General features: G+C 62.9%; 15 protein-coding genes. 12 read left to right on the top strand and 3 right to left on the bottom strand.

The genetic code is table 11. The annotated features are described in order from the left end of the window. The first annotated feature begins 10 nt into the window (after positions 1-10). From KVG91_RS11720 to KVG91_RS11690, 7 genes are all read left to right on the top strand, one after another. The gene (locus KVG91_RS11720; protein WP_169376114.1) at positions 11-874 is read left to right on the top strand and encodes a LysR family transcriptional regulator; all 864 of its coding nucleotides are present in this window, start codon (positions 11-13) and stop codon (positions 872-874) included. Between the two features lie 239 nt (positions 875-1,113). After that, positions 1,114-2,178, top strand: a complete 1,065-nt coding sequence (locus KVG91_RS11715) for a putative 2-aminoethylphosphonate ABC transporter ATP-binding protein (RefSeq protein WP_169376113.1) — start codon at positions 1,114-1,116, stop codon at positions 2,176-2,178. A 1-nt stretch (position 2,179) separates the two neighbouring features. Beyond that, positions 2,180-3,892, top strand: coding sequence for a putative 2-aminoethylphosphonate ABC transporter permease subunit (locus KVG91_RS11710; protein WP_169376112.1), 1,713 nt, complete (start codon positions 2,180-2,182; stop codon positions 3,890-3,892). Between the two features lie 21 nt (positions 3,893-3,913). Then, positions 3,914-4,936: a putative 2-aminoethylphosphonate ABC transporter substrate-binding protein gene (locus tag KVG91_RS11705; protein ID WP_169376111.1), complete on the top strand. Its 1,023-nt coding sequence runs from the start codon at positions 3,914-3,916 to the stop codon at positions 4,934-4,936. A 125-nt stretch (positions 4,937-5,061) separates the two neighbouring features. After that, a complete protein-coding gene (locus tag KVG91_RS11700; protein ID WP_169376110.1) occupies positions 5,062-6,195 on the top strand; it encodes a TIGR03364 family FAD-dependent oxidoreductase in 1,134 nt (377 codons plus the stop codon). Beyond that, the gene (locus KVG91_RS11695) at positions 6,195-6,749 is read left to right on the top strand and encodes a phosphonate degradation HD-domain oxygenase (RefSeq protein ID WP_169376120.1); all 555 of its coding nucleotides are present in this window, start codon (positions 6,195-6,197) and stop codon (positions 6,747-6,749) included. Before KVG91_RS11700 ends, KVG91_RS11695 begins: the two co-directional genes overlap by 1 nt. Before the next feature lie 91 nt (positions 6,750-6,840). After that, a complete protein-coding gene (locus KVG91_RS11690; protein WP_169376109.1) occupies positions 6,841-7,374 on the top strand; it encodes a hypothetical protein in 534 nt (177 codons plus the stop codon). A 5-nt stretch (positions 7,375-7,379) separates the two neighbouring features. Here the strand turns inward: KVG91_RS11690 and KVG91_RS11685 are convergent, their stop codons facing one another. Beyond that, positions 7,380-8,747 carry a DUF3482 domain-containing protein gene (locus KVG91_RS11685; protein WP_169376108.1) on the bottom strand — a complete coding sequence of 456 codons (1,368 nt, stop codon included), beginning with the start codon at positions 8,745-8,747 and terminating at the stop codon, positions 7,380-7,382. Next, a complete protein-coding gene (locus KVG91_RS11680) occupies positions 8,740-10,119 on the bottom strand; it encodes a DUF2868 domain-containing protein (RefSeq protein ID WP_169376107.1) in 1,380 nt (459 codons plus the stop codon). Before KVG91_RS11680 ends, KVG91_RS11685 begins: the two co-directional genes overlap by 8 nt. Positions 10,120-10,188: 69 nt before the next feature. On the opposite strand from KVG91_RS11680, the gene KVG91_RS11675 reads away from it, so the two are divergent. Further along, positions 10,189-10,701, top strand: a complete 513-nt coding sequence (locus tag KVG91_RS11675) for a dihydrofolate reductase (protein ID WP_169376106.1) — start codon at positions 10,189-10,191, stop codon at positions 10,699-10,701. Positions 10,702-10,848: 147 nt separating this feature from the next. On the opposite strand, the gene KVG91_RS11670 is transcribed toward KVG91_RS11675, so the two are convergent. Beyond that, positions 10,849-12,240, bottom strand: a complete 1,392-nt coding sequence (locus KVG91_RS11670) for an L-cystine transporter (RefSeq protein WP_169376105.1) — start codon at positions 12,238-12,240, stop codon at positions 10,849-10,851. Between the two features lie 241 nt (positions 12,241-12,481). Between KVG91_RS11670 and KVG91_RS11665 the strand changes: the two genes are divergently transcribed. The 4 genes from KVG91_RS11665 (at position 12,482) to KVG91_RS11650 (ending at position 17,799) form a co-directional block, all read left to right on the top strand. Next, positions 12,482-13,540, top strand: coding sequence for an HAD family hydrolase (locus tag KVG91_RS11665; RefSeq protein WP_404822381.1), 1,059 nt, complete (start codon positions 12,482-12,484; stop codon positions 13,538-13,540). Positions 13,541-13,742: 202 nt separating this feature from the next. After that, entirely contained in the window at positions 13,743-14,276 is a 534-nt protein-coding gene (locus KVG91_RS11660; RefSeq protein WP_169376104.1) for an RNA polymerase sigma factor, read from the top strand. Further along, positions 14,273-15,220: a FecR family protein gene (locus tag KVG91_RS11655; protein WP_169376103.1), complete on the top strand. Its 948-nt coding sequence runs from the start codon at positions 14,273-14,275 to the stop codon at positions 15,218-15,220. Before KVG91_RS11660 ends, KVG91_RS11655 begins: the two co-directional genes overlap by 4 nt. Positions 15,221-15,351: 131 nt before the next feature. Further along, the gene (locus tag KVG91_RS11650; protein ID WP_169376102.1) at positions 15,352-17,799 is read left to right on the top strand and encodes a TonB-dependent siderophore receptor; all 2,448 of its coding nucleotides are present in this window, start codon (positions 15,352-15,354) and stop codon (positions 17,797-17,799) included. The last annotated feature ends 78 nt before the right edge of the window (positions 17,800-17,877 follow it).

Below are 17,877 nucleotides of genomic sequence, written 5' to 3'. Positions count from 1 at the left end.
AGAGGGTGGTGTGCTGAGTGCTGAGCTGAAGGCGTTTTTCATGGTCGCCCGCCTGGGCAGCATTACCCAAGCGGCGAAGAAGCTCGGCCTGAGCCAGCCCACGGTCACCACCCAGATCCGCAACCTGGAAAGCCAGTACGGCGTGGAGCTGTTCTACCGTGGTGGCCGCCGCCTCACCGTCAGCGACGAGGGCGCGCGGCTGTTGCCGATGGTCAAGGCGCTGTTGCAGCAGGAAGCGGATATCGAGTTTTTCCTGCGCAACAATGGCCAGGTCCAGGGAGCATTGCGGATCGCCGCGACGGCGCCGTATTACATCCTCGACCTGGTCAAAGCTTTCCGCGAACGCCTGCCGCAGGTGGAGGTGTCGGTAGAGATCGGTAACTCCCAGCAGGTGCTTGAAGCACTGGATGATTACCGCGTCGACGTCGCCGCCTCTTCACAATTGCTGGAAGACCCGCGCCTGATTCGCCGTGTGTTGGGCACCGACCCGCTGGTGTTGGCGGTGCATCGCAACCATCCCCTGGCCAAGCTCGATCATGTGCCGCTGAGTGCGCTCGCCGGGCATACGCTGTTGATGCGCGAAGCGGGTTCCACTACGCGGCGCTTGACCGAAGAAATGTTGAAAGATGCCGGCGTGAGCTTCGGCCCGCTGCTGGAAATCGGCAGCCGCGAGTCGATCCGCGAGGCGGTGCTGCGCAATATCGGGATCAGCATCATTGCGCGGCAGGAAGTGCCGCATGATCCGCAGTTGCGGGTGCTGACGCTGGAGCATGCGCCGCAGATTCCGGAGTATCTGTACTGCCTCAAGGAAAGAAAAAGTGCGCGGCTGCCGGCGGCTTTCCTCGGCCTGGCGCAAGAGATGTCGCCGCTCTGAAGTTGTGGGGTGGCCTTTGAATCGCCATCGCAGGCAAGCCAGCTCCCACCTTTGAATGTATTCACAGATCAAAACTGTGGGAGCCGGGCTTGCCCGCGATGGCGTCAGTCCTACCACCGCATTCCATCAGTCCTACACAAATCCACCAATACCACTATCACCCCCTTTTGCCTTCCTGCCACACCAGCGACGCATTGCCTGCCTAGCATGGCCCTCATCCGTTTGATGAGGTGCCTTGCATGAACACAGCCCTGACCCCACCCGGCGCGCCAATGAACGTGCGGGGTATCCAGAAACGCTTCGGCGCCTTTACCGCGCTGGATAACGTCTCCCTGGACATCGCCGCCGGCGAGCTGGTGTGCCTGCTGGGCCCGTCCGGTTGCGGCAAGACCACCTTGCTGCGCTGCATCGCCGGCCTGGAACGCCAGGACAGCGGCGAACTTTACCTGGGCAGCCGCGACATTTCCCTGCTGCCGCCGCAGGCGCGGGACTACGGCATTCTGTTTCAGTCCTACGCGTTGTTTCCCAACCTGACGGTTGAAGCGAACATCGCCTACGGCCTCACCGGCAGTGGGCGCGACGAAGTACGCCAGCGCGTCGGGCAGATGCTCGAACTGGTGGACCTGCTCGGCAGCGAAAAGAAATACCCCGGTCAACTGTCCGGCGGCCAGCAGCAACGCGTGGCGCTGGCTCGAGCGCTGGCGCCGGCGCCTTCATTGCTGTTGCTGGATGAGCCGATGTCGGCCCTCGACGCCCGCGTGCGCGAGCATCTGTGCACCGAGCTTCGCCAGCTGCAACGGCGCCTGGGCGTCACCACGCTGATGGTTACCCACAACCAGGACGAAGCCATGCTGATGGCCGACCGTATTGCCGTGATGAACAACGGCAAGGTCGAGCAATACGCCCCCCCCCAGGAGATCTACGACCGCCCGGCCACGCCGTTCGTGGCGGAGTTTGTCGGCCAGGGCAACTGGCTGCCGTTCAGCCGCAACAGCGCCAGCCACGCCCAGGTCGGCGGGATGAACATGCGCCTGGCCAACGATGCCGGCGTGGCCACGTCCGGCCGTCTGTTCTGCCGTCCGGAAGCCATCAACGTCAACCCGCCGGTGCATGAAGAAAACCTGTTCCCGGCTAAGGTCCGTGAGATCACTTTTCTCGGCAACCGGTGCCGCATGAGCTTTGAGCTGGAGCAATTGCCCGGCCATCCACTGCTGGCCGAGGTGGCGCCGCAGGCGTTGCCGCGCCTGGGCGCCCAGGATATCTGGGTCGCTTTGCCGCCGAGCAGCCTGCAGGTGTTTGCCTGAGATGGCCGCTGTCATGACGTTGCCCGCGCCACGGCAGGTGTCCCGTGCCGAGCTGGGTGATCGTATTTTCGTGGTCGGCGGCAAATGGCTCTGGCTGTGCCTGTTGGTGGTGGCGGTGTTGCTGCCATTGCTGGCGATCTTCTGGCGTGGTTTGAGCAGCGAAGCCGGGCAGGGCGGGGGCCTGATCGCTGCGCAGGCATTGTTCACCAGCGCCAACTTCCACTGGCTGTTGGGCAATAGCCTGAAAGTCTCCCTCAGCGTGGCTGCCATTGTCGTACCGCTGGCTTACCTGTTTGCCTACGCCCTGCAACGCACACTGATTCCCGGCAAGGCGATCTGGCGCGGCATGTCACTGCTGCCGCTGATGGCGCCGTCGATGTTGCCGGGCATTGCGCTGGTCTATCTGTTCGGTAATCAGGGCCTGTTGCGCGGGTTGCTCTCGGAGAATATCTACGGCTTCTGGGGCATTGTGCTGGGTGAGGTGATCTACACCTTCCCACATGCCTTGATGATCCTGCTGTCGGCGCTGTCCCTGGCGGATGCGCGCCTGTTCGACGCCGCATCGAGCATGGGCGCCAGCCCGGCCCGGGCGTTTCGCAGCATCACGTGGCCGGCCACGCGCCAGGCGGTGTTCGCCGCGTTTTGCCTGGTGTTCACCCTGACCATCACCGACTTCGGCGTGCCCGTGGTGGTGGGTGGCGATTATCAGGTGCTGGCGCTGGAAGCCTACAAGGCGGTGGTCGGCCAGCAGCAGTTCGGTCGCGGCGCCCTGATCGGCATGGTGTTGCTGCTGCCGGCGCTGTTCAGCTTTGGTGTGGATGCCTGGCTGCGCCGGCGTCATGGCGATTCCATGAGTGGTCGCGCCCAAGTTTTTCAGCCGGCGCCCTCACGCGTAAGAGACGCCTGCTACCTGGCCATCGTGCTGTTTATCTGTGCGGTGTTGCTGCTGGTGTTCGGCATGGCGGTGTATTCCTCGCTGGTGAAGTTCTGGCCGTACAACCTGTCGCTGTCGCTTAACCATTACCAGTTCGAGGACACGGCGGGCGGCGGCTGGTTGGCCTATCGCAACAGCCTGACCCTGGCGTTATGCACGGCGTTGCTCGGCAGTGTGCTGATCTTCACCGGCGCGTACCTGATGGAAAAAACAAAGGGCCAGAAGGGCCTGAACCTGGCGCTGCGCATGCTCACTTTTGTGCCGATGGCCGTGCCCGGGCTGGTGCTGGGCCTGGGCTACGTGTTCTTTTTCAACCTCAGCGGCAACCCGCTGCATGTGTTCTACGGGACCATGACCCTGCTGGTGGTGTGCACCATTGCGCATTATTTGACCACCGCACAGATGACCGCAACCACTGCGTTGCGCCAGCTGGACGCCGAGTTCGAAGCCGCCGCGTTGTCCCTCAAGGCGCCGCTGTACCGCCATTATTGGAAAGTGACGGTGCCGATCTGCCTGCCGGCGCTGCTGGACATCCTGCGCTATCTGTTTGTGTCGGCGATGACCACCGTGTCCGCCGCGATTTTTCTCTACAGCCCCGACACCATTCTCGCCGCCGTCGCCGTGTTGAACATGGACGACGCCGGCAACGTGGGCGGTGCCGCGGCGATGTCGACCCTGATCCTGTTCACCTCAGCCAGCGTTTCGCTGCTGCTGGCGTGGGCCTCACGTGGCGCGTTGCGACGCTCCCAAGCCTGGCGCCAGACGGCGCCCGGACAATAAACATCCCGAAGGAGGTGCTCCATGTTCAAGCCCCTGGCGCTGGTCGCTGCGGTACTCACTGCATTCAGCCTGAATGCCTTCGCCAAGACCGAGTTGACCGTGTACACGGCCCTCGAAGCCGAGCAACTGAAGACCTACAAAAAGGCCTTCGAACAGGCCAACCCGGATGTCGAGATCAAATGGGTGCGCGACTCCACCGGCATCATCACCGCCAAGCTGCTGGCTGAAAAAGACCGCCCGCAGGCTGACGTGGTGTGGGGACTGGCCGCTTCGAGCCTGGCGATCCTCGACCAGCAAGGCATGCTGGACAACTACGCGCCGAAGGACCTGGACAAGATCGGCAAGCACTACCGCGACGCCGCCAACCCGCCGGCCTGGGTCGGCATGGACGTGTGGGCCGCGACCATCTGCTTCAACACCGTCGAGGCCGAAAAACAGGGCCTGACCAAGCCCGTGAGCTGGCAAGACCTGACCAAGCCTGAGTATAAGGGCAAGATCGTGATGCCCAACCCGGCCTCGTCCGGCACCGGTTTCCTGGACGTCAGCGCCTGGCTGCAAACCTTTGGCGAGAAGCAGGGCTGGCAGTACATGGACGATCTGCACCAGAACATCGGCCAGTACGTTCACTCCGGTTCCAAACCCTGCAAGCTGGCGGCGTCGGGTGAGTTCCCGATCGGCATTTCCTTTGAATACCCGGCCGTGCAGTTGAAACGCCAAGGCGCGCCACTGGACATCATCCTGCCCAAGGAAGGTCTGGGCTGGGACATCGAAGCCACCGCCGTGATCAAGGGTACTGCCAACGCCGAGGCCGCGAAGAAACTCGCCGACTTCTCCGCCAGCCCCGCCGCGATGGACCTGTACAAGGACAACTTTGCCGTCCTAGCCCAGCCGGGTATCGCCAAGCCGCAGACGGAATTGCCGGCGGACTATGAACAGCGTCTGATCAAGAACGACTTTGCCTGGGCCTCGAAGAACCGCGACAGCATCCTCACCGAATGGCGCAGGCGCTATGACGGTAAGTCGGAGAAGGTCGCCGGTCAGTAAGGCTTTCGTTAAGGCTGATGGCCTCTTCGCAGGCAAGCCAGCTCCCACATTTTGATTTGCAAACACCTCCAAAGGTGGGAGCTGGCTTGCCTGCGATAGCGGCCTCGAATTCAGGACATCACTTCATGACACACCACAGCGACCTGCTGATCATAGGCGCCGGCATCCTCGGCCTTTCCCACGCCTTCGCCGCCGCCAAACGCGGCCTCAAGGTCAAAGTCTTCGAACGCAGCGCCACACCGCTTGGCGCCTCTGTACGCAACTTCGGCCAGGCACTGGTGACCGGCCAACCACCGGGGCCGATGCTGGACCTGGCACGAGAAAGCCGCGACATCTGGGGCCACTGGGCTCAGGTCGCGGGCCTGCAACTCAAGCGCAACGGTTCGTACCTGTTTGCCCGCACCGAAGCCGAAGAGCATCTGCTCGAAGCCTTCTGTACCGGCCGCGCGCGCGAATACGGTTACAACGTCGAACTGCTGCAAGGCGCGGCGCTGAGGGATCTCTATGGCGGCCAGTTCCGCCATCACCGCGCCGCGCTGCATGGCAAGGACGATCAGCAGCTGTACTCACGCGAAGCAATTGCGGCGCTGATCAATTACCTGCGCAGTGAGCTGAACGTCGAGTTTCACTTCTCCACCCTGGTGCGCGACGTCGAACCAGGCCAGGTGCACAGTACGGCGGGAAGTTTTCGCGGCGAGCAAATCATCGTCTGCTCCGGCCACGACTATCAGACCCTGCTGGCCGAAGCGCTCGCCGACCTCAACCCGAGTGTCTGCCGCCTGCAAATGCTGCGCGCGCGGCCGGCGGTGAACCTGAACCTGCAACACGCCTTGCTCACCGGCCTGAGTTGCGTGCATTACGGCGCTTTTGCCGACCTGCCGGAAGCGGCGCCGGTACAGGCACAGATCCTGCGTGAGGCACCGCACCTGCATGAGCACGGCATTCACTTGTTGATCAGCCCGACGCCCCACGGCGAGCTGATCATCGGCGACTCCCATGATTACGGCAGCGATGCGTCGCCCTTCAACGCCGAGCAGGTTGATGACTGGATGATCGAGTTGGCCGAGCAGACCCTCGGCTGCGCGGTTCAGGTCGTGGAGCGTTGGCAGGGGGTGTACGGCTCGCGCGGGCCGGGACCGTTTTCGTTCCTGCAGGCAGCGCCCGGCGTGAGTGCAGCACTGATGCATACCGGCGTGGGCATGAGCGTCGGGCCGGCGCTGGCCGAGCGAAATATCAGCGCATTGTGGGGCGCGGCATGATGAACCCGGAACAGGCGATTGCCGAAGTCTTCGGTTTGTACGAGCGGCACGGCACGGCGGATTACATCGGCGAGCCGGTGTCGCAGATCGAACACATGTCCCAGGCTGCGCAGTTGGCCATGGCCGAGGGCGTTAATGACGAAGTGATACTGGCGGCGTTTTTCCACGACATCGGGCATCTCTGCGCGCAGGGCGGCGAAAACATGGGCGGTTATGGCGCGGTCAGTCATGAGCGGCTGGGCGCGGAGTATTTGCGCCGTGCAGGCTTCAGCGAACGCCTGACCACGTTGGTGGAATACCACGTGCAGGCCAAGCGTTACCTGACCTTCAGTGAGCCGGACTACTACGCGCGCCTGAGCGAAGCCAGCCGCCGCACCCTGGCTTACCAAGGGGGCATGATGAGCGCCGAAGAAGCCCGGACCTTCGAACAGGACCCGCTCTGCGCGGTCAGCTTGCGCCTGCGTCATTGGGACGAACAGGCCAAGCACATGCACGTGCCGGTGCTGGATCTGCAGGTGCTCATGGCAAAGGCTCTACGGCTACTCGACGCGTAGATTGACCCTACGCCAGACGCAGACGCGCCGCCTGGAGACTCGGTTGGCACGTCACTAAGGTAATTGCTTCGTTAGTCAAAGGAGCATTGCAATGCGTTATTTGAAAGCCACCGCCCAGGATCTGTGCGGGAACGGGCACGCCGATACGGTGATTCTGCACTTTTATCAGCAGCAACCCGACGGCCCCGATGAGTTGATCCACGAAACGGTCGGCCTGGATATGACCGTCGATGGCAAGGTCGATGTGCAGTTGGCGGGGGAGCGTCGGTCTGGTGCGCCGGAACTGGATAAACACCTACTTGCGAGCTTCGCCGACAGCTTCTTGAAGCTGAACTGGTTCAACCCGGCCAGGCAGTGGCAGCGCACATTGATCATGTACGTCGACCATTTCGGCAAACAGGGTCTGCCGAATGCAATCAAGTTGGATTTCCACGAACCTGCGGCCCCTGGAGGCAACACCCCGTTGATCTACAAGGTGGCGGCCTATGACGGCGACAGCGATGGTGTACTGGAGTCGTTTACCAACAGCGATGTTGACCGCAACGGAGTGGCCGATACAGCGGATAAGGAGCTGGTTCGTTCACTGTGCACGACGTTCCTGGCCTTGAGCTGGCATGAGGTGTAATCGTCTCAAGTCTCGTCAAGCCGGGTGGCCAGGGCTTCAAGCTGTTCCTGGCGCTCGGCCTGGCTCAGCTTGGCGTGGGGATTGAGCGACGACCATTGCGGGTGGGCGCGGGCTTTGTGCAAGGCATCGGGCAATTTGCCTTCGCGCCAGGTCTTGTCCTGGGGCGTGTCGACCTTGATGCTGTGCATTGCGGCATGCCCGCGCAGATTCAGGGCCTTGAGCAACTGGCGTTGGCGCAGGGCGAGCAGGCGCAGCACGCTGTCGTCGACGGTCAGTTCGCGCTGGCCCTTGATCTTGCCCAGCAGGCGGCTGCCGTAGCTGCGCGCGGTTTGCAGCGCGCCACCGGCAATCGCACCGGCCAGGGCCGCGGCGCCCAGTGTCAGCCCACCGACCAATAAATCCACCCCGGCACCCGCCGCCGCGCCAGCGGCGATCCCGCCCCCGACGCGCACGCCGAGTTGCTTGAGGGTCTCGGGGTTGAACAGGTCATCGCCCCAGCGCCCGTCCAGCAGCGGCAAGTCGCTGGCGGCAGCGTCCTGGGGGCGGAAGCCGAACAGCTTGAGCAGCGCTTCGACGCACTTTTGTTCGCGCTGGCGCACAGCTTTGCGCAGGTCGCCGATGGCTTGCGGTTCATCTTCGGTGACCACGCTGCGCCGGCAGGCGGCGCAGTCGATCAGCAGTTCCGCGATCAACCGTGCAGCGCTTTGCTGGCGGGCCTGGCGTTGCGCGTCCTGGTCAAGAATCAAGCGTTCCAACTGCGGCCGCGCGGTTTCCAACAGCAGCGCGAGGCTTTCATACAGCCGCCGCTCGCCGTCTTCCGGCGGCGCCACGCTGTCGAAGCGCACCAGCGCATGCAGGCCCAGGCGCGCCAGGGCTTCGCGCCAGTCCGGCTCGCGGTGGTCGCTGCTGCTGACGAAGTTGAGCACCGGCAACAATGGCTTGCCGCAGCTGGCCAGCACTTGCAACTCATCGCGGTATTTAGCCAGCACCGGCTCGCGGGCGTCGATCACGTAGAGGCCGGCGTCGGACGCCAGCAGTTGGCGCAGCACCTTGGCCTCCTGTTCGAAACGCTGGCGTGCTTCGCTGCCCTCGAGGAAACGCGCCAGGCGGGCCGGCCCGTCGAGGCGTTCGCCGGGGCGGTCCAGACGCTCCAGATAGTCGAGCAAAGCGATGGCGTCTTCCAGGCCGGGCGTGTCGTACAGCTCCAATAACGCTTCGCCCTCCACCGACAACCGCGCCCCTTCGACATGCCGCGTGGTGCTGGGGCGATGGGAAACTTCGCCGAAGCCGACATCACGGGTCAGCGTGCGCAGCAGGGAAGTTTTGCCGACATTGGTGTGGCCGACCACGGCGAGTTTCAGCGGTTTAGTCATGACCGGTCTCCAGCCAATTCAGCGGCGCGCAATCGGCGAAGGGCAGTTCCAGTTGTTGCAGCGCGGTGTGCCAATCGCCCAGGCGCTCGGCGTCCAGCGCCTGGCCCGGCGGCGCTTGCAGCAGCCATACGCGGGTGGCGGTGGCGCTGCGCGCGAGTTCGGCGATCAGCGCCAGGCTGCCGCGATCCGGCGAGCGGCGCGGGTCGCAGGCGATGGCCAGGCGTGCGGGCGGGAAGCGCGTCAGTTGTTCGAGCAGTGTGTGGCGCGATTCGCGGCTGTCGAGGATGCCGGCGTTTTTTACGCCGGCGGGCAGTTTGGGCGGCCAGGCGTGCTGGTCGTCCAGTTCGATGGCAACTACCAGCGCACCGTCGCTTTGCAGTTCGCTGACGCCGCCCGTGACGGGGTGCAGGTTTTCCGGCGCGGCATCGTTGACGCCCAGGCGTTCACTGCTCGGCATCAGGCGTTCGCGCAGTTGACTGTAGCCGGGCAGGTTCAGGTTCAGGCGCAGGGCGGCGCGCCCGCGTTTCCAGCGCCACAGGCACAGCAGGGCCAGGATCAAGCGCGGCAGCACGCCATACACCAGCAGCACGCCGACCAACCAGGCGGCCCAGGCCTGGCGGGCGCTCTCCATGTTCAGCGCGGCATCGCCGCTGGCGCGGATCATGTCGACGGTCGGCACGTTGAAGCCCAGCAAGGCCGGCAGGGCCCCGAGTGCCTGGGTCATGGCGACGAAGGCGTCGGCGCCAAGAATGGTGGTTTCCCACACGAAGCCGTAGCGGCGGGTGGCAAGCAACGTGAGAAGAATCACCAGGGCGCTGAGCAACGCCAGCAACCACAGGCTGTTGACCAGCACACCCACGGCCCAACGGTTGAGTTTTTGGCGCTGCAACAGCAGTAACAACGCCGGGGCCAATTGCGCAGCCTTGGCATCACGCGCGAGTTTTTCACTGAGCCACAGCCACAGCCGCCCGAGGCTGGCGCTGTGTTCGCCAGCAAACAGCAGGCCCAGGGCCCAACTGATCAGCAGGATGAGATTCAAACCGAGCAGGCTGCCCAAGGCCCAGAACACGTTCACCGGCGTCAGGCCATTACCCATCGCGGCAAAGGCCAGGCCGGCGCCGCTGATAACCGCAACGATCGCCAGCAACACCAGCGCCAGCCGCGCGCCTTGCAGCCAGCGGGCGAGGGCGGCCGTCAGGCCATCGCGCGCGGCCAGGTGCAGGGCGCGTTGCTGGATGCGCGTGGGCAAGTCACCGCCGGCGGTGCGGGCCAGGCGATTGGCCTCCAGGTCTTCCAGGTTGCCTGCGTGTTCTTCACGCAGGCGCACGGTTTCTGTCAGCCAGAGTTTTTGCAGGGGATTCAGTGCTGTCACGCGCCGTCCTGTTGTGTTCGTGAGGTTGGAGCATAACCGCTGTGTCGTGGCTCTGGTATTCTCGTCGGCATGAAAAAAACTCTCCCTCTCAGCCTGATCGCAGCCCTCGGTGAAAACCGCGTGATCGGCGTCGACAACAGCATGCCCTGGCATTTGCCGGGGGATTTCAAATATTTCAAGGCCACCACCTTGGGCAAGCCGATCATCATGGGGCGCAAGACCTGGGACTCCCTGGGCCGACCGTTGCCGGGGCGCTTGAACCTGGTGGTCAGCCGTCAGACCGACCTGGTGCTGGAAGGTGCCCAAGTGTTTGCGTCACTGGAGGCTGCGGTTGAGCGCGCCGAGGCCTGGGCGCTGGAGCAGGGCGTGGACGAGCTGATGCTGATCGGCGGTGCGCAGTTGTATGCGCAGGGGCTGGAACACGCGGATCGGTTGTATTTGACGCGCGTGGCGTTGAGCCCGGAAGGGGACGCGTGGTTTCCGGAGTTTGATCGGAGCCAGTGGAAGCTGGTTTCAAATCTGGAGAACCCAGCTGAAGGCGATAAGCCAGCGTACAACTTTGAAGTCTGGGAAAAAATCTAACTTGTAGTGAGCGGGCTTGCCCCGCGCTGGGTGGCGAAGCCGCCCCAAACTCGGGCACCTCAGTTTTACCTGGAAAAACTCAGCGTCTGAGATGGGGCGGCTTCGCCACCCAGCGCGGGGCAAGCCCGCTCACTACTGTTATTGGCTTCAGGCCTGCGCCAACTCCGCATGCTCATCGGCATCCAGCAACGCTTTATCCGTCTGCCCCATGACTTGACTGGTAATCGCCCCCGCCGTCATCGAACCGTTGACGTTCAACGCCGTGCGGCCCATGTCGATCAGCGGCTCCACCGAAATCAGCAGCGCCACCAGCGACACCGGCAAGCCCATGGCCGGCAGTACGATCAGCGCGGCGAAGGTTGCACCACCGCCAACCCCGGCAACGCCGGCCGAGCTCAAGGTCACAATCGCCACCAGGGTCGCGATCCACAGCGGGTCCAGCGGGTTAATGCCGACGGTCGGCGCCACCATCACCGCCAACATCGCAGGGTAAAGACCGGCGCAGCCGTTCTGGCCAATCGTCGCGCCAAACGAGGCGGCAAACCCGGCGATGGATTGCGGGATGCCCAGGCGGCGGGTCTGCGCTTCGATGCTCAGCGGGATCGCCGCCGCGCTGGAGCGGCTGGTGAAGGCAAACGTCAGTACCGGCCATACCTTGCGGAAAAAGCGCAGCGGGTGGATCCCGGCCAAGGACAACAGCAGGCCGTGCACCACGAACATCAGGCCCAGGGCCAGGTACGACACCACCACAAAACTGCCGAGCTTGATGATGTCCTGCAGGTTGGAGCCGGCGACCACTTTGGTCATCAGCGCCAGCACACCGTAGGGCGTCAGCTTCATCACCAGGCGCACCAGGCGCATCACCCAGGCTTGCAGGGTGTCGATGGCGTTGAGCACTTTCTGGCCTTTTTCCACGTCATCCTTGAGCAGTTGCAGTGCGGCAACCCCCAGGAAGGCAGCGAAAATCACCACGCTGATGATCGAGGTCGGCTTGGCCCGAGCCAGGTCGGCGAACGGGTTGGCCGGCACGAACGACAGCAGCAGTTGCGGGACATTCAGGTTGGCCACCTTGCCTGCGTAATCGCTCTGGATCACTTGCAGACGCGCCATCTCCTGGGTACCGGCCACCAGGCCTTCGGCGGTAAGGCCGAACAGGTTGGTCAGGCCGATGCCGATCAGCGCCGCGATGGCGGTGGTGAACAGCAGCGTGCCGATGGTCAGGAAGCTGATCTTGCCCAGGGACGAGGCGTTGTGCAGGCGCGCCACGGCGCTGAGGATCGAGGCGAACACCAGCGGGATCACGATCATCTGCAGGAGTTGGACGTAGCCGTTACCCACCAGGTCGAACCAGCCGATGGAGGCTTTGAGCACCGGGTGACCGTCGCCGTAGACCGTGTGCAGAACGGTCCCGAACACCACGCCAAGGACCAGGGCGAACAGCACCTTCTTGGCCAGGCTCCAGTTTGTGCGACGGGTTTGTGCCAGGCCGATTAACAGGGCCACGAACACCAATAAGTTGAGAATCAGGGGCAGATTCATAGAAGCTCCGTTGAGAAGGAAGCCAATCGCGTGAGCCTGCGATTGCGAGCCGGGCAGCCTAACAGCTTGAAATATATTGATTTAATACCGATGTGGAATGAAGAGTGTCGTTTTTGGAATAAGCAATCGACGCTCAGGCACATGCCGTTGGCGTTATCACGACGCAAGCGGTCGCGCTCGGGCGGTAACTGTCACAGGGATTTGTTAGCGTCGATGTTTTTAGCTCAGGGAGAAACCGCATATGAAGCTCGCTTCGAAACTGTTCGCCGCCGCGCTGTGCCTGGGCCTTGCCGGGCACGCCATGGCCGCCACCGAGTTGAAACATTGGCCCGCTCCAGCCGCCAAGCAACTGAACGAAATGATCGCCGCCAACGCCAACAAGGGTCATTTCGCGGTGTTCGACATGGACAACACCAGCTACCGCTACGACCTGGAAGAATCCCTGTTGCCCTACATGGAAAACAAGGGCCTGATCACCCGCGACAGCCTTGACCCGTCGCTCAAACTGATGCCGTTCAAAGACACCGCCGACCATAAGGAAAGCCTGTTCAGTTACTACTATCGCCTCTGCGAAGTGGACGACATGGTCTGCTACCCATGGGTTGCCCAAGTGTTCTCGGGTTTCACCCTCAAGGAACTCAAGGTGCAGGTCGATGAGCTGATGGCGTCTGGCAAGCCGGTGCCCGTCAGCTATTTCGAAGGCGACGTGGTGAAGCAGTCCGAAGTGCAACCGCCGAAGGTGTTCACCGGCCAGGCCGAGCTCTACAACAAGCTGATGGAAAACGGTATCGAGGTGTACGTGATGACCGCCGCTTCGGAAGAGCTGGTGCGCATGGTCGCTGCCGATCCGAAGTATGGCTACAACGTCAAACCCGAGAACGTGATCGGCGTGACCACCTTGCTTAAAGACCGCAAGACCGGCGAGCTGACCACCGCACGCAAACAGATCGCCGCCGGCAAGTATGACGAGAAGGCCAACCTCGGCCTGGAACTGACCCCGTACCTGTGGACCCCGGCCACCTGGATGGCCGGCAAGCACGCGGCAATCCTCACCTACATTGATGAATGGAAAAAACCGGTGCTGGTCGGCGGCGACACCCCGACCAGCGATGGCTACATGTTGTTTCACGATGTGGACGTGGCCAAGGGCGGCATCCACCTGTGGATCAACCGCAAGGACAAATACATGACGCAGCTTAACGGCATGATCGCCAAGCACGCGGCGGCGCAGGCCAAGGAAGGGCTGGCGGTGACGGCGGACAAGAACTGGGTGATCGTCAAGCCGGAGGACATTCAGTAAGACCGAGTTGCCTTTATCGCAGGCAAGCCAGCTCCCACAGTTGACCGAGTTTCAACAGGAGAAAGCAGTCAATGTGGGAGCTGGCTTGCCTGCGATGGCGGCCGCACAAGCGCTGCAAATCCCAGCTAAAATAGATATCAATTGCGAACCAATCTCATCCTCTGCTAGCGTGCGCACTTCCTGACCTTCTCAAGGTAGTGCTGTGCCCTCCTGGAATTTGCAGATCGCGCGCCTGTTCGCGGAGCAGAAGAAAGCCCTCGAAGCCTTCGTCACCCGCCGCACCGGCAGCGCCCAGGTGGCTGCGGACCTGACCCAGGAATCCTTCCTGCGCCTGGCGCGCCTGGACTCCGGCGAAAAGATCGACAACCTGCCGGCCTTTCTCTTCACCATTGCCAGCAACCTTGTGCGCGATCACCAGCGCCAGGCTATTCGCCGCGAGCGTCTGGATGCCGGCGAGCCGAGCGAAGAACTGCCGTGTGGCAACCCCGGTGCCGACGAACAATTGGCCGCCTACCAGCAGGAGCAACTGATGCAGGATGCGATCCTGGCATTGCCCGCAGCGACTCGGCAGATCTTCCTGCTTTATCATGTCGACGAACTTTCCTACCGCGAGATTGGTGAACGCCTGTCGATCACCCCGCGTAGCGTGGAATACCAATTGCGTCGCGCCTTGATTGAATGCCGCGCCTACATCAAGACGCGGCTCGCCTGTGACACCCAAGGACGTCGGTCATGACCGCCACACCCACTGCCGACGCGTTGTTCGAAGAAGCGTCCGGCTGGTATTTCCGCCTGCAAGCTGAGGACGTGACCCGCGCCGAGAGGGACGCCTTCGCCCTCTGGCTCGGCCTGGGCCAGGGCCAGGACGACGCCTGGCAGGAAGTACAGGCGGTGCTCGGCGGTTTGCGCGAACCGGCCCGGGTGATCCGCCGCGCCGAGCAGGCTGCCTGGCGCAAACCCGTCCGGCGCTGGGCCTGTGCCGCCGCCGTGTTGCTGGCGGTGGGGCTGACCGCGCAGAACACGCCCTGGCTCGACCGCCTGCGCGCGGACTACGCCACCGGCACGGGCGAATCGCGCACGGTCGAGCTGGCCGACGGCTCCCAGCTGCAGCTCAATACCGACAGTGCCATTCAAATCCGCATGAGCGGCGGTGAGCGTCAGGTTCGTCTGTTGCGTGGCGAGGGATTTTTCAGCGTCACCCCAGACCCGGCGCGGCCTTTCGTGGTGCAGTCCGGTGACGGCTGGGTGAAGGTGGTTGGCACCCGGTTCAGCGTGGCGCGGCGCGATGAACAGACGCGGGTGCAGGTGGCCCAGGGCAAGGTGCAGGTCAGTGCGGGCAATGGTGAACCGGTGTATCTGGAGCCGGGGCGGGCCGTGGAGTATCAGGGCCAGCAGCTTAGCGCTGCCCATGGATTCGATCCGGCCAGTGGCTTTGCCTGGCGTCAGCGACAACTGGTATTTCGTCAACAACCCCTGTCGGAGGTGGTCAGCGAGTTGAATCGCTATTGGCCCGGCAAGACCCTGGTGCTGGGCGAGGCGCTGCGCAATCGCGTGGTATCGGGTGTGTTTGAAATCGACAAACCCGACGCCGTGATCCAGGCGCTGGAATACACCCTCAACCTGCACGCCGAGCACTACACCCCGTATTTACTGGTGTTGCGCGAAGGTAACGCGTCCTGACGGCAATTTTTTGAAAATAGTTTCAGGGTTTTCCCGCTAGTCATCGTCCTTGATCACTGAGGCGTAAATAGTAAGCACTCTCAAGTAGTGCGGCGCCGATCACCGACTTTTTGCACCGGGGAGCACCTTCCATGGCACACCGATTCGCCGCACGGCCCTTGCTGGCGCTGGCCATTTCCATGGCCTGCAGCACCGCGCCGCTGTACTTGCAGGCCGCCGAGACCGTCCAGGCCCAGACCTACCGCTTCGATATTCCAGGACAGAGCCTGGATGGCGCGTTGGCGGCGTTTTCGGCGGTGACGCGGGTGCAGGTGCTGGTGTCGGGCGAGTTGACGCAAGGGGTGGTATCGCCGGGTGTGAAAGGCAATCTGGGTCAACGCGAAGCGCTCGGGCTACTGCTCGGCGGAACAGGCCTGAACGCGGCGTTTATCAATGCCGATACCGTCACCCTGGAAAAACGCCTGGCCGGTGGTTCGGCCATCGAAGTCGGCGCCACCACCATCAGCGCCGAACACCTGGGCGCTACCACCGAGGGCAGCGGGTCCTACACCACCGGCGCGGTGACCCTGGGCAAAGGCGAGCAGAAACTCAAGGACATCCCGCAATCGGTCAGCGTCATGACCCGCAAGCAGATGGATGACCAGAACACCACCAAACTGTCCGAAGTGGTCAAGCGCACGCCCGGCCTGACCGCGACCAAATCCCCCGGCCCCGGCATGTTCATCTTCTCCCGTGGCTTCGAGATCGGCACCCTGCAATACGACGGTGTCGGCATCCCGCGTAACACTTACGCGCTGGGCAGCTACCTCACCGAAAACATGGCGATCTACGACCGCGTCGAAACCCTGCGCGGCCCGGCTGCGCTGCTGCAAGGCGCAAACAGCCCCGGCGGCACCATGAACCTGGTGCGCAAACGCGGCCAGCAGGCGCCCACGGTGACCATCACCGCCAAGGCGGGCTCGTGGGACCACTACGGCACCCAAGTGGACGCCGGCGGCCCGTTGAACGCCGAAGGTACGTTGCGCGGGCGATTTGTGGCGGATTACGACACCACTGACTCCTTCGTCGACTACGCCGGCGGCTGGAACCAGACGGTCTACGCGGCCGTCGACTACGACTTCACCCCCGACACCACCGTGGGCGTAGGCATCAGCAATCAGAAAGGCCACTCGCGGCCCAACTTCATGTCGTTGCCCCGTTACGCCAACGGCAACGATATCGGCTTATCGCGCTCGACCTTCGTCGGCGCCAGTTGGAACCGCGCGGTCAACAACCAGACTCAGGTGTTTGCCGACCTGGAGCATCGCTTCAACGATGACTGGAAGCTCAAGGCCGCGCTGGTCGCCATGGATGAACACAACGACGCGACCTATCAGGCGACGTGGGACGCAATCCCCAACCCCGGCACCGCCGGCAACGTGCGCTACGTGGACTGGGTCACCGACTTCAATACCAAGAGCCGCGGCGTGGATGTGTACGTAAACGGCAATTTCGAGACCCTCGGCTTCCCGCAGGAACTGGTGCTGGGCGCCAACTACTCGAAGCTCACCACCCGCGACCTGTACGCCCGGGACGCTACCGATGGTGCGGATATCTTCAACATCGACCACAACCGCCCGCAGCGCGACAAATACCAGTTGTTCCAGGACGGTTCCGGGGCCAAGAGCTGGTACGACGTGCGCCAGAAAGGCATCTACGGTACCTGGCGCGTAAAAGTGCTGGACCCGCTGACCTTGATCGTCGGTGCCCGTACCAGTTGGTATGACTTTGCCTATACCGACCAGAGCGGTTTCCAGGGCGTGTACGACGACCCCACCCGCAGCACCACACAGACCACTGGGCGGGTTACGCCCTATGCGGGCCTGGTGTATGAACTCAACCCGCAGTGGTCGGCCTACGCCAGCTATGCCGATGCGTTCGAACCCCAGACGAATCAGACCACGTCCGGCGCCTTGCTCAAGCCCATCGAAGGCAAGAACTATGAAGTGGGTTTCAAAGGTGAGTTGGCCGATGGTCGCCTGAACACGTCCTTCGCCATCTTCCGCTACGACCAGGAAAACCGTGCGGTGCAGGACCTGCAAGGGCCGATGAATTGCGGTGGCTGGTATTGCTCGGTCGCCTCCGGCAAAGTCCGCAGCCAGGGTTTCGAAGCCACCTTGAGCGGCGAAGTGCTGCCAGGCTTGCAACTGGTCTCCAGCTACACCTACAACACCACCAAATTCCTTAAGGACAACACCTACGAAGGCAAGATTTTCAGCACCTGGACACCCAGGCATCAGCTCAAAGTCTGGGGTGACTACCAACTGCCGGGGGACTGGGCCAAAGTCAGCGTCGGCGCCGGTGTGACCGCGCAAAGCAGCACCGTTGCCTACGACCGCAACTTCAGCGTGCCGGGCAATGCGCTGTGGGATTCGCGAGTGGCCTACAGGATCAACCAGGCATTCAGCGTCGCGGCGAACCTGAACAATGTGTTTGACAAGAAGTACTACGTCCCTGCGTACAACGCGACGTGGGGCAGTAACTACTACGGCGACCCGCGCAATGTGATGTTGACCCTCACCTACACCCCGCAGTTCTAAGGCTAACGCCGACCATGTGGGAGCTGGCTTGCCTGCGATAACATCGACTTGGTGTGCCTGATGTACCGAGGTGTCTGC

The sequence above is a fragment of the Pseudomonas azadiae genome (genome assembly GCF_019145355.1).
Classification (GTDB): domain Bacteria; phylum Pseudomonadota; class Gammaproteobacteria; order Pseudomonadales; family Pseudomonadaceae; genus Aquipseudomonas; species Aquipseudomonas azadiae.
This window is presented reverse-complemented; position numbering and strand designations above follow the sequence as displayed.

Excerpts from the sequence above, each read along its gene's own strand:
- KVG91_RS11650 (WP_169376102.1), top strand. The coding sequence starts at position 15,352 with ATGGCACACCGATTCGCCGCACGGCCCTTGCTGGCGCTGGCCATTTCC.
- KVG91_RS11695 (WP_169376120.1), top strand. The coding sequence starts at position 6,195 with ATGAACCCGGAACAGGCGATTGCCGAAGTCTTCGGTTTGTACGAGCGG.
- KVG91_RS11705 (WP_169376111.1), top strand. The coding sequence starts at position 3,914 with ATGTTCAAGCCCCTGGCGCTGGTCGCTGCGGTACTCACTGCATTCAGC.
- KVG91_RS11700 (WP_169376110.1), top strand. The coding sequence starts at position 5,062 with ATGACACACCACAGCGACCTGCTGATCATAGGCGCCGGCATCCTCGGC.
- KVG91_RS11715 (WP_169376113.1), top strand. The coding sequence starts at position 1,114 with ATGAACACAGCCCTGACCCCACCCGGCGCGCCAATGAACGTGCGGGGT.
- KVG91_RS11665 (WP_404822381.1), top strand. The coding sequence starts at position 12,482 with ATGAAGCTCGCTTCGAAACTGTTCGCCGCCGCGCTGTGCCTGGGCCTT.
- KVG91_RS11690 (WP_169376109.1), top strand. The coding sequence starts at position 6,841 with ATGCGTTATTTGAAAGCCACCGCCCAGGATCTGTGCGGGAACGGGCAC.
- KVG91_RS11655 (WP_169376103.1), top strand. The coding sequence starts at position 14,273 with ATGACCGCCACACCCACTGCCGACGCGTTGTTCGAAGAAGCGTCCGGC.
- KVG91_RS11685 (WP_169376108.1), bottom strand. The coding sequence starts at position 8,747 with ATGACTAAACCGCTGAAACTCGCCGTGGTCGGCCACACCAATGTCGGC.
- KVG91_RS11710 (WP_169376112.1), top strand. The coding sequence starts at position 2,180 with ATGGCCGCTGTCATGACGTTGCCCGCGCCACGGCAGGTGTCCCGTGCC.
- KVG91_RS11675 (WP_169376106.1), top strand. The coding sequence starts at position 10,189 with ATGAAAAAAACTCTCCCTCTCAGCCTGATCGCAGCCCTCGGTGAAAAC.
- KVG91_RS11670 (WP_169376105.1), bottom strand. The coding sequence starts at position 12,240 with ATGAATCTGCCCCTGATTCTCAACTTATTGGTGTTCGTGGCCCTGTTA.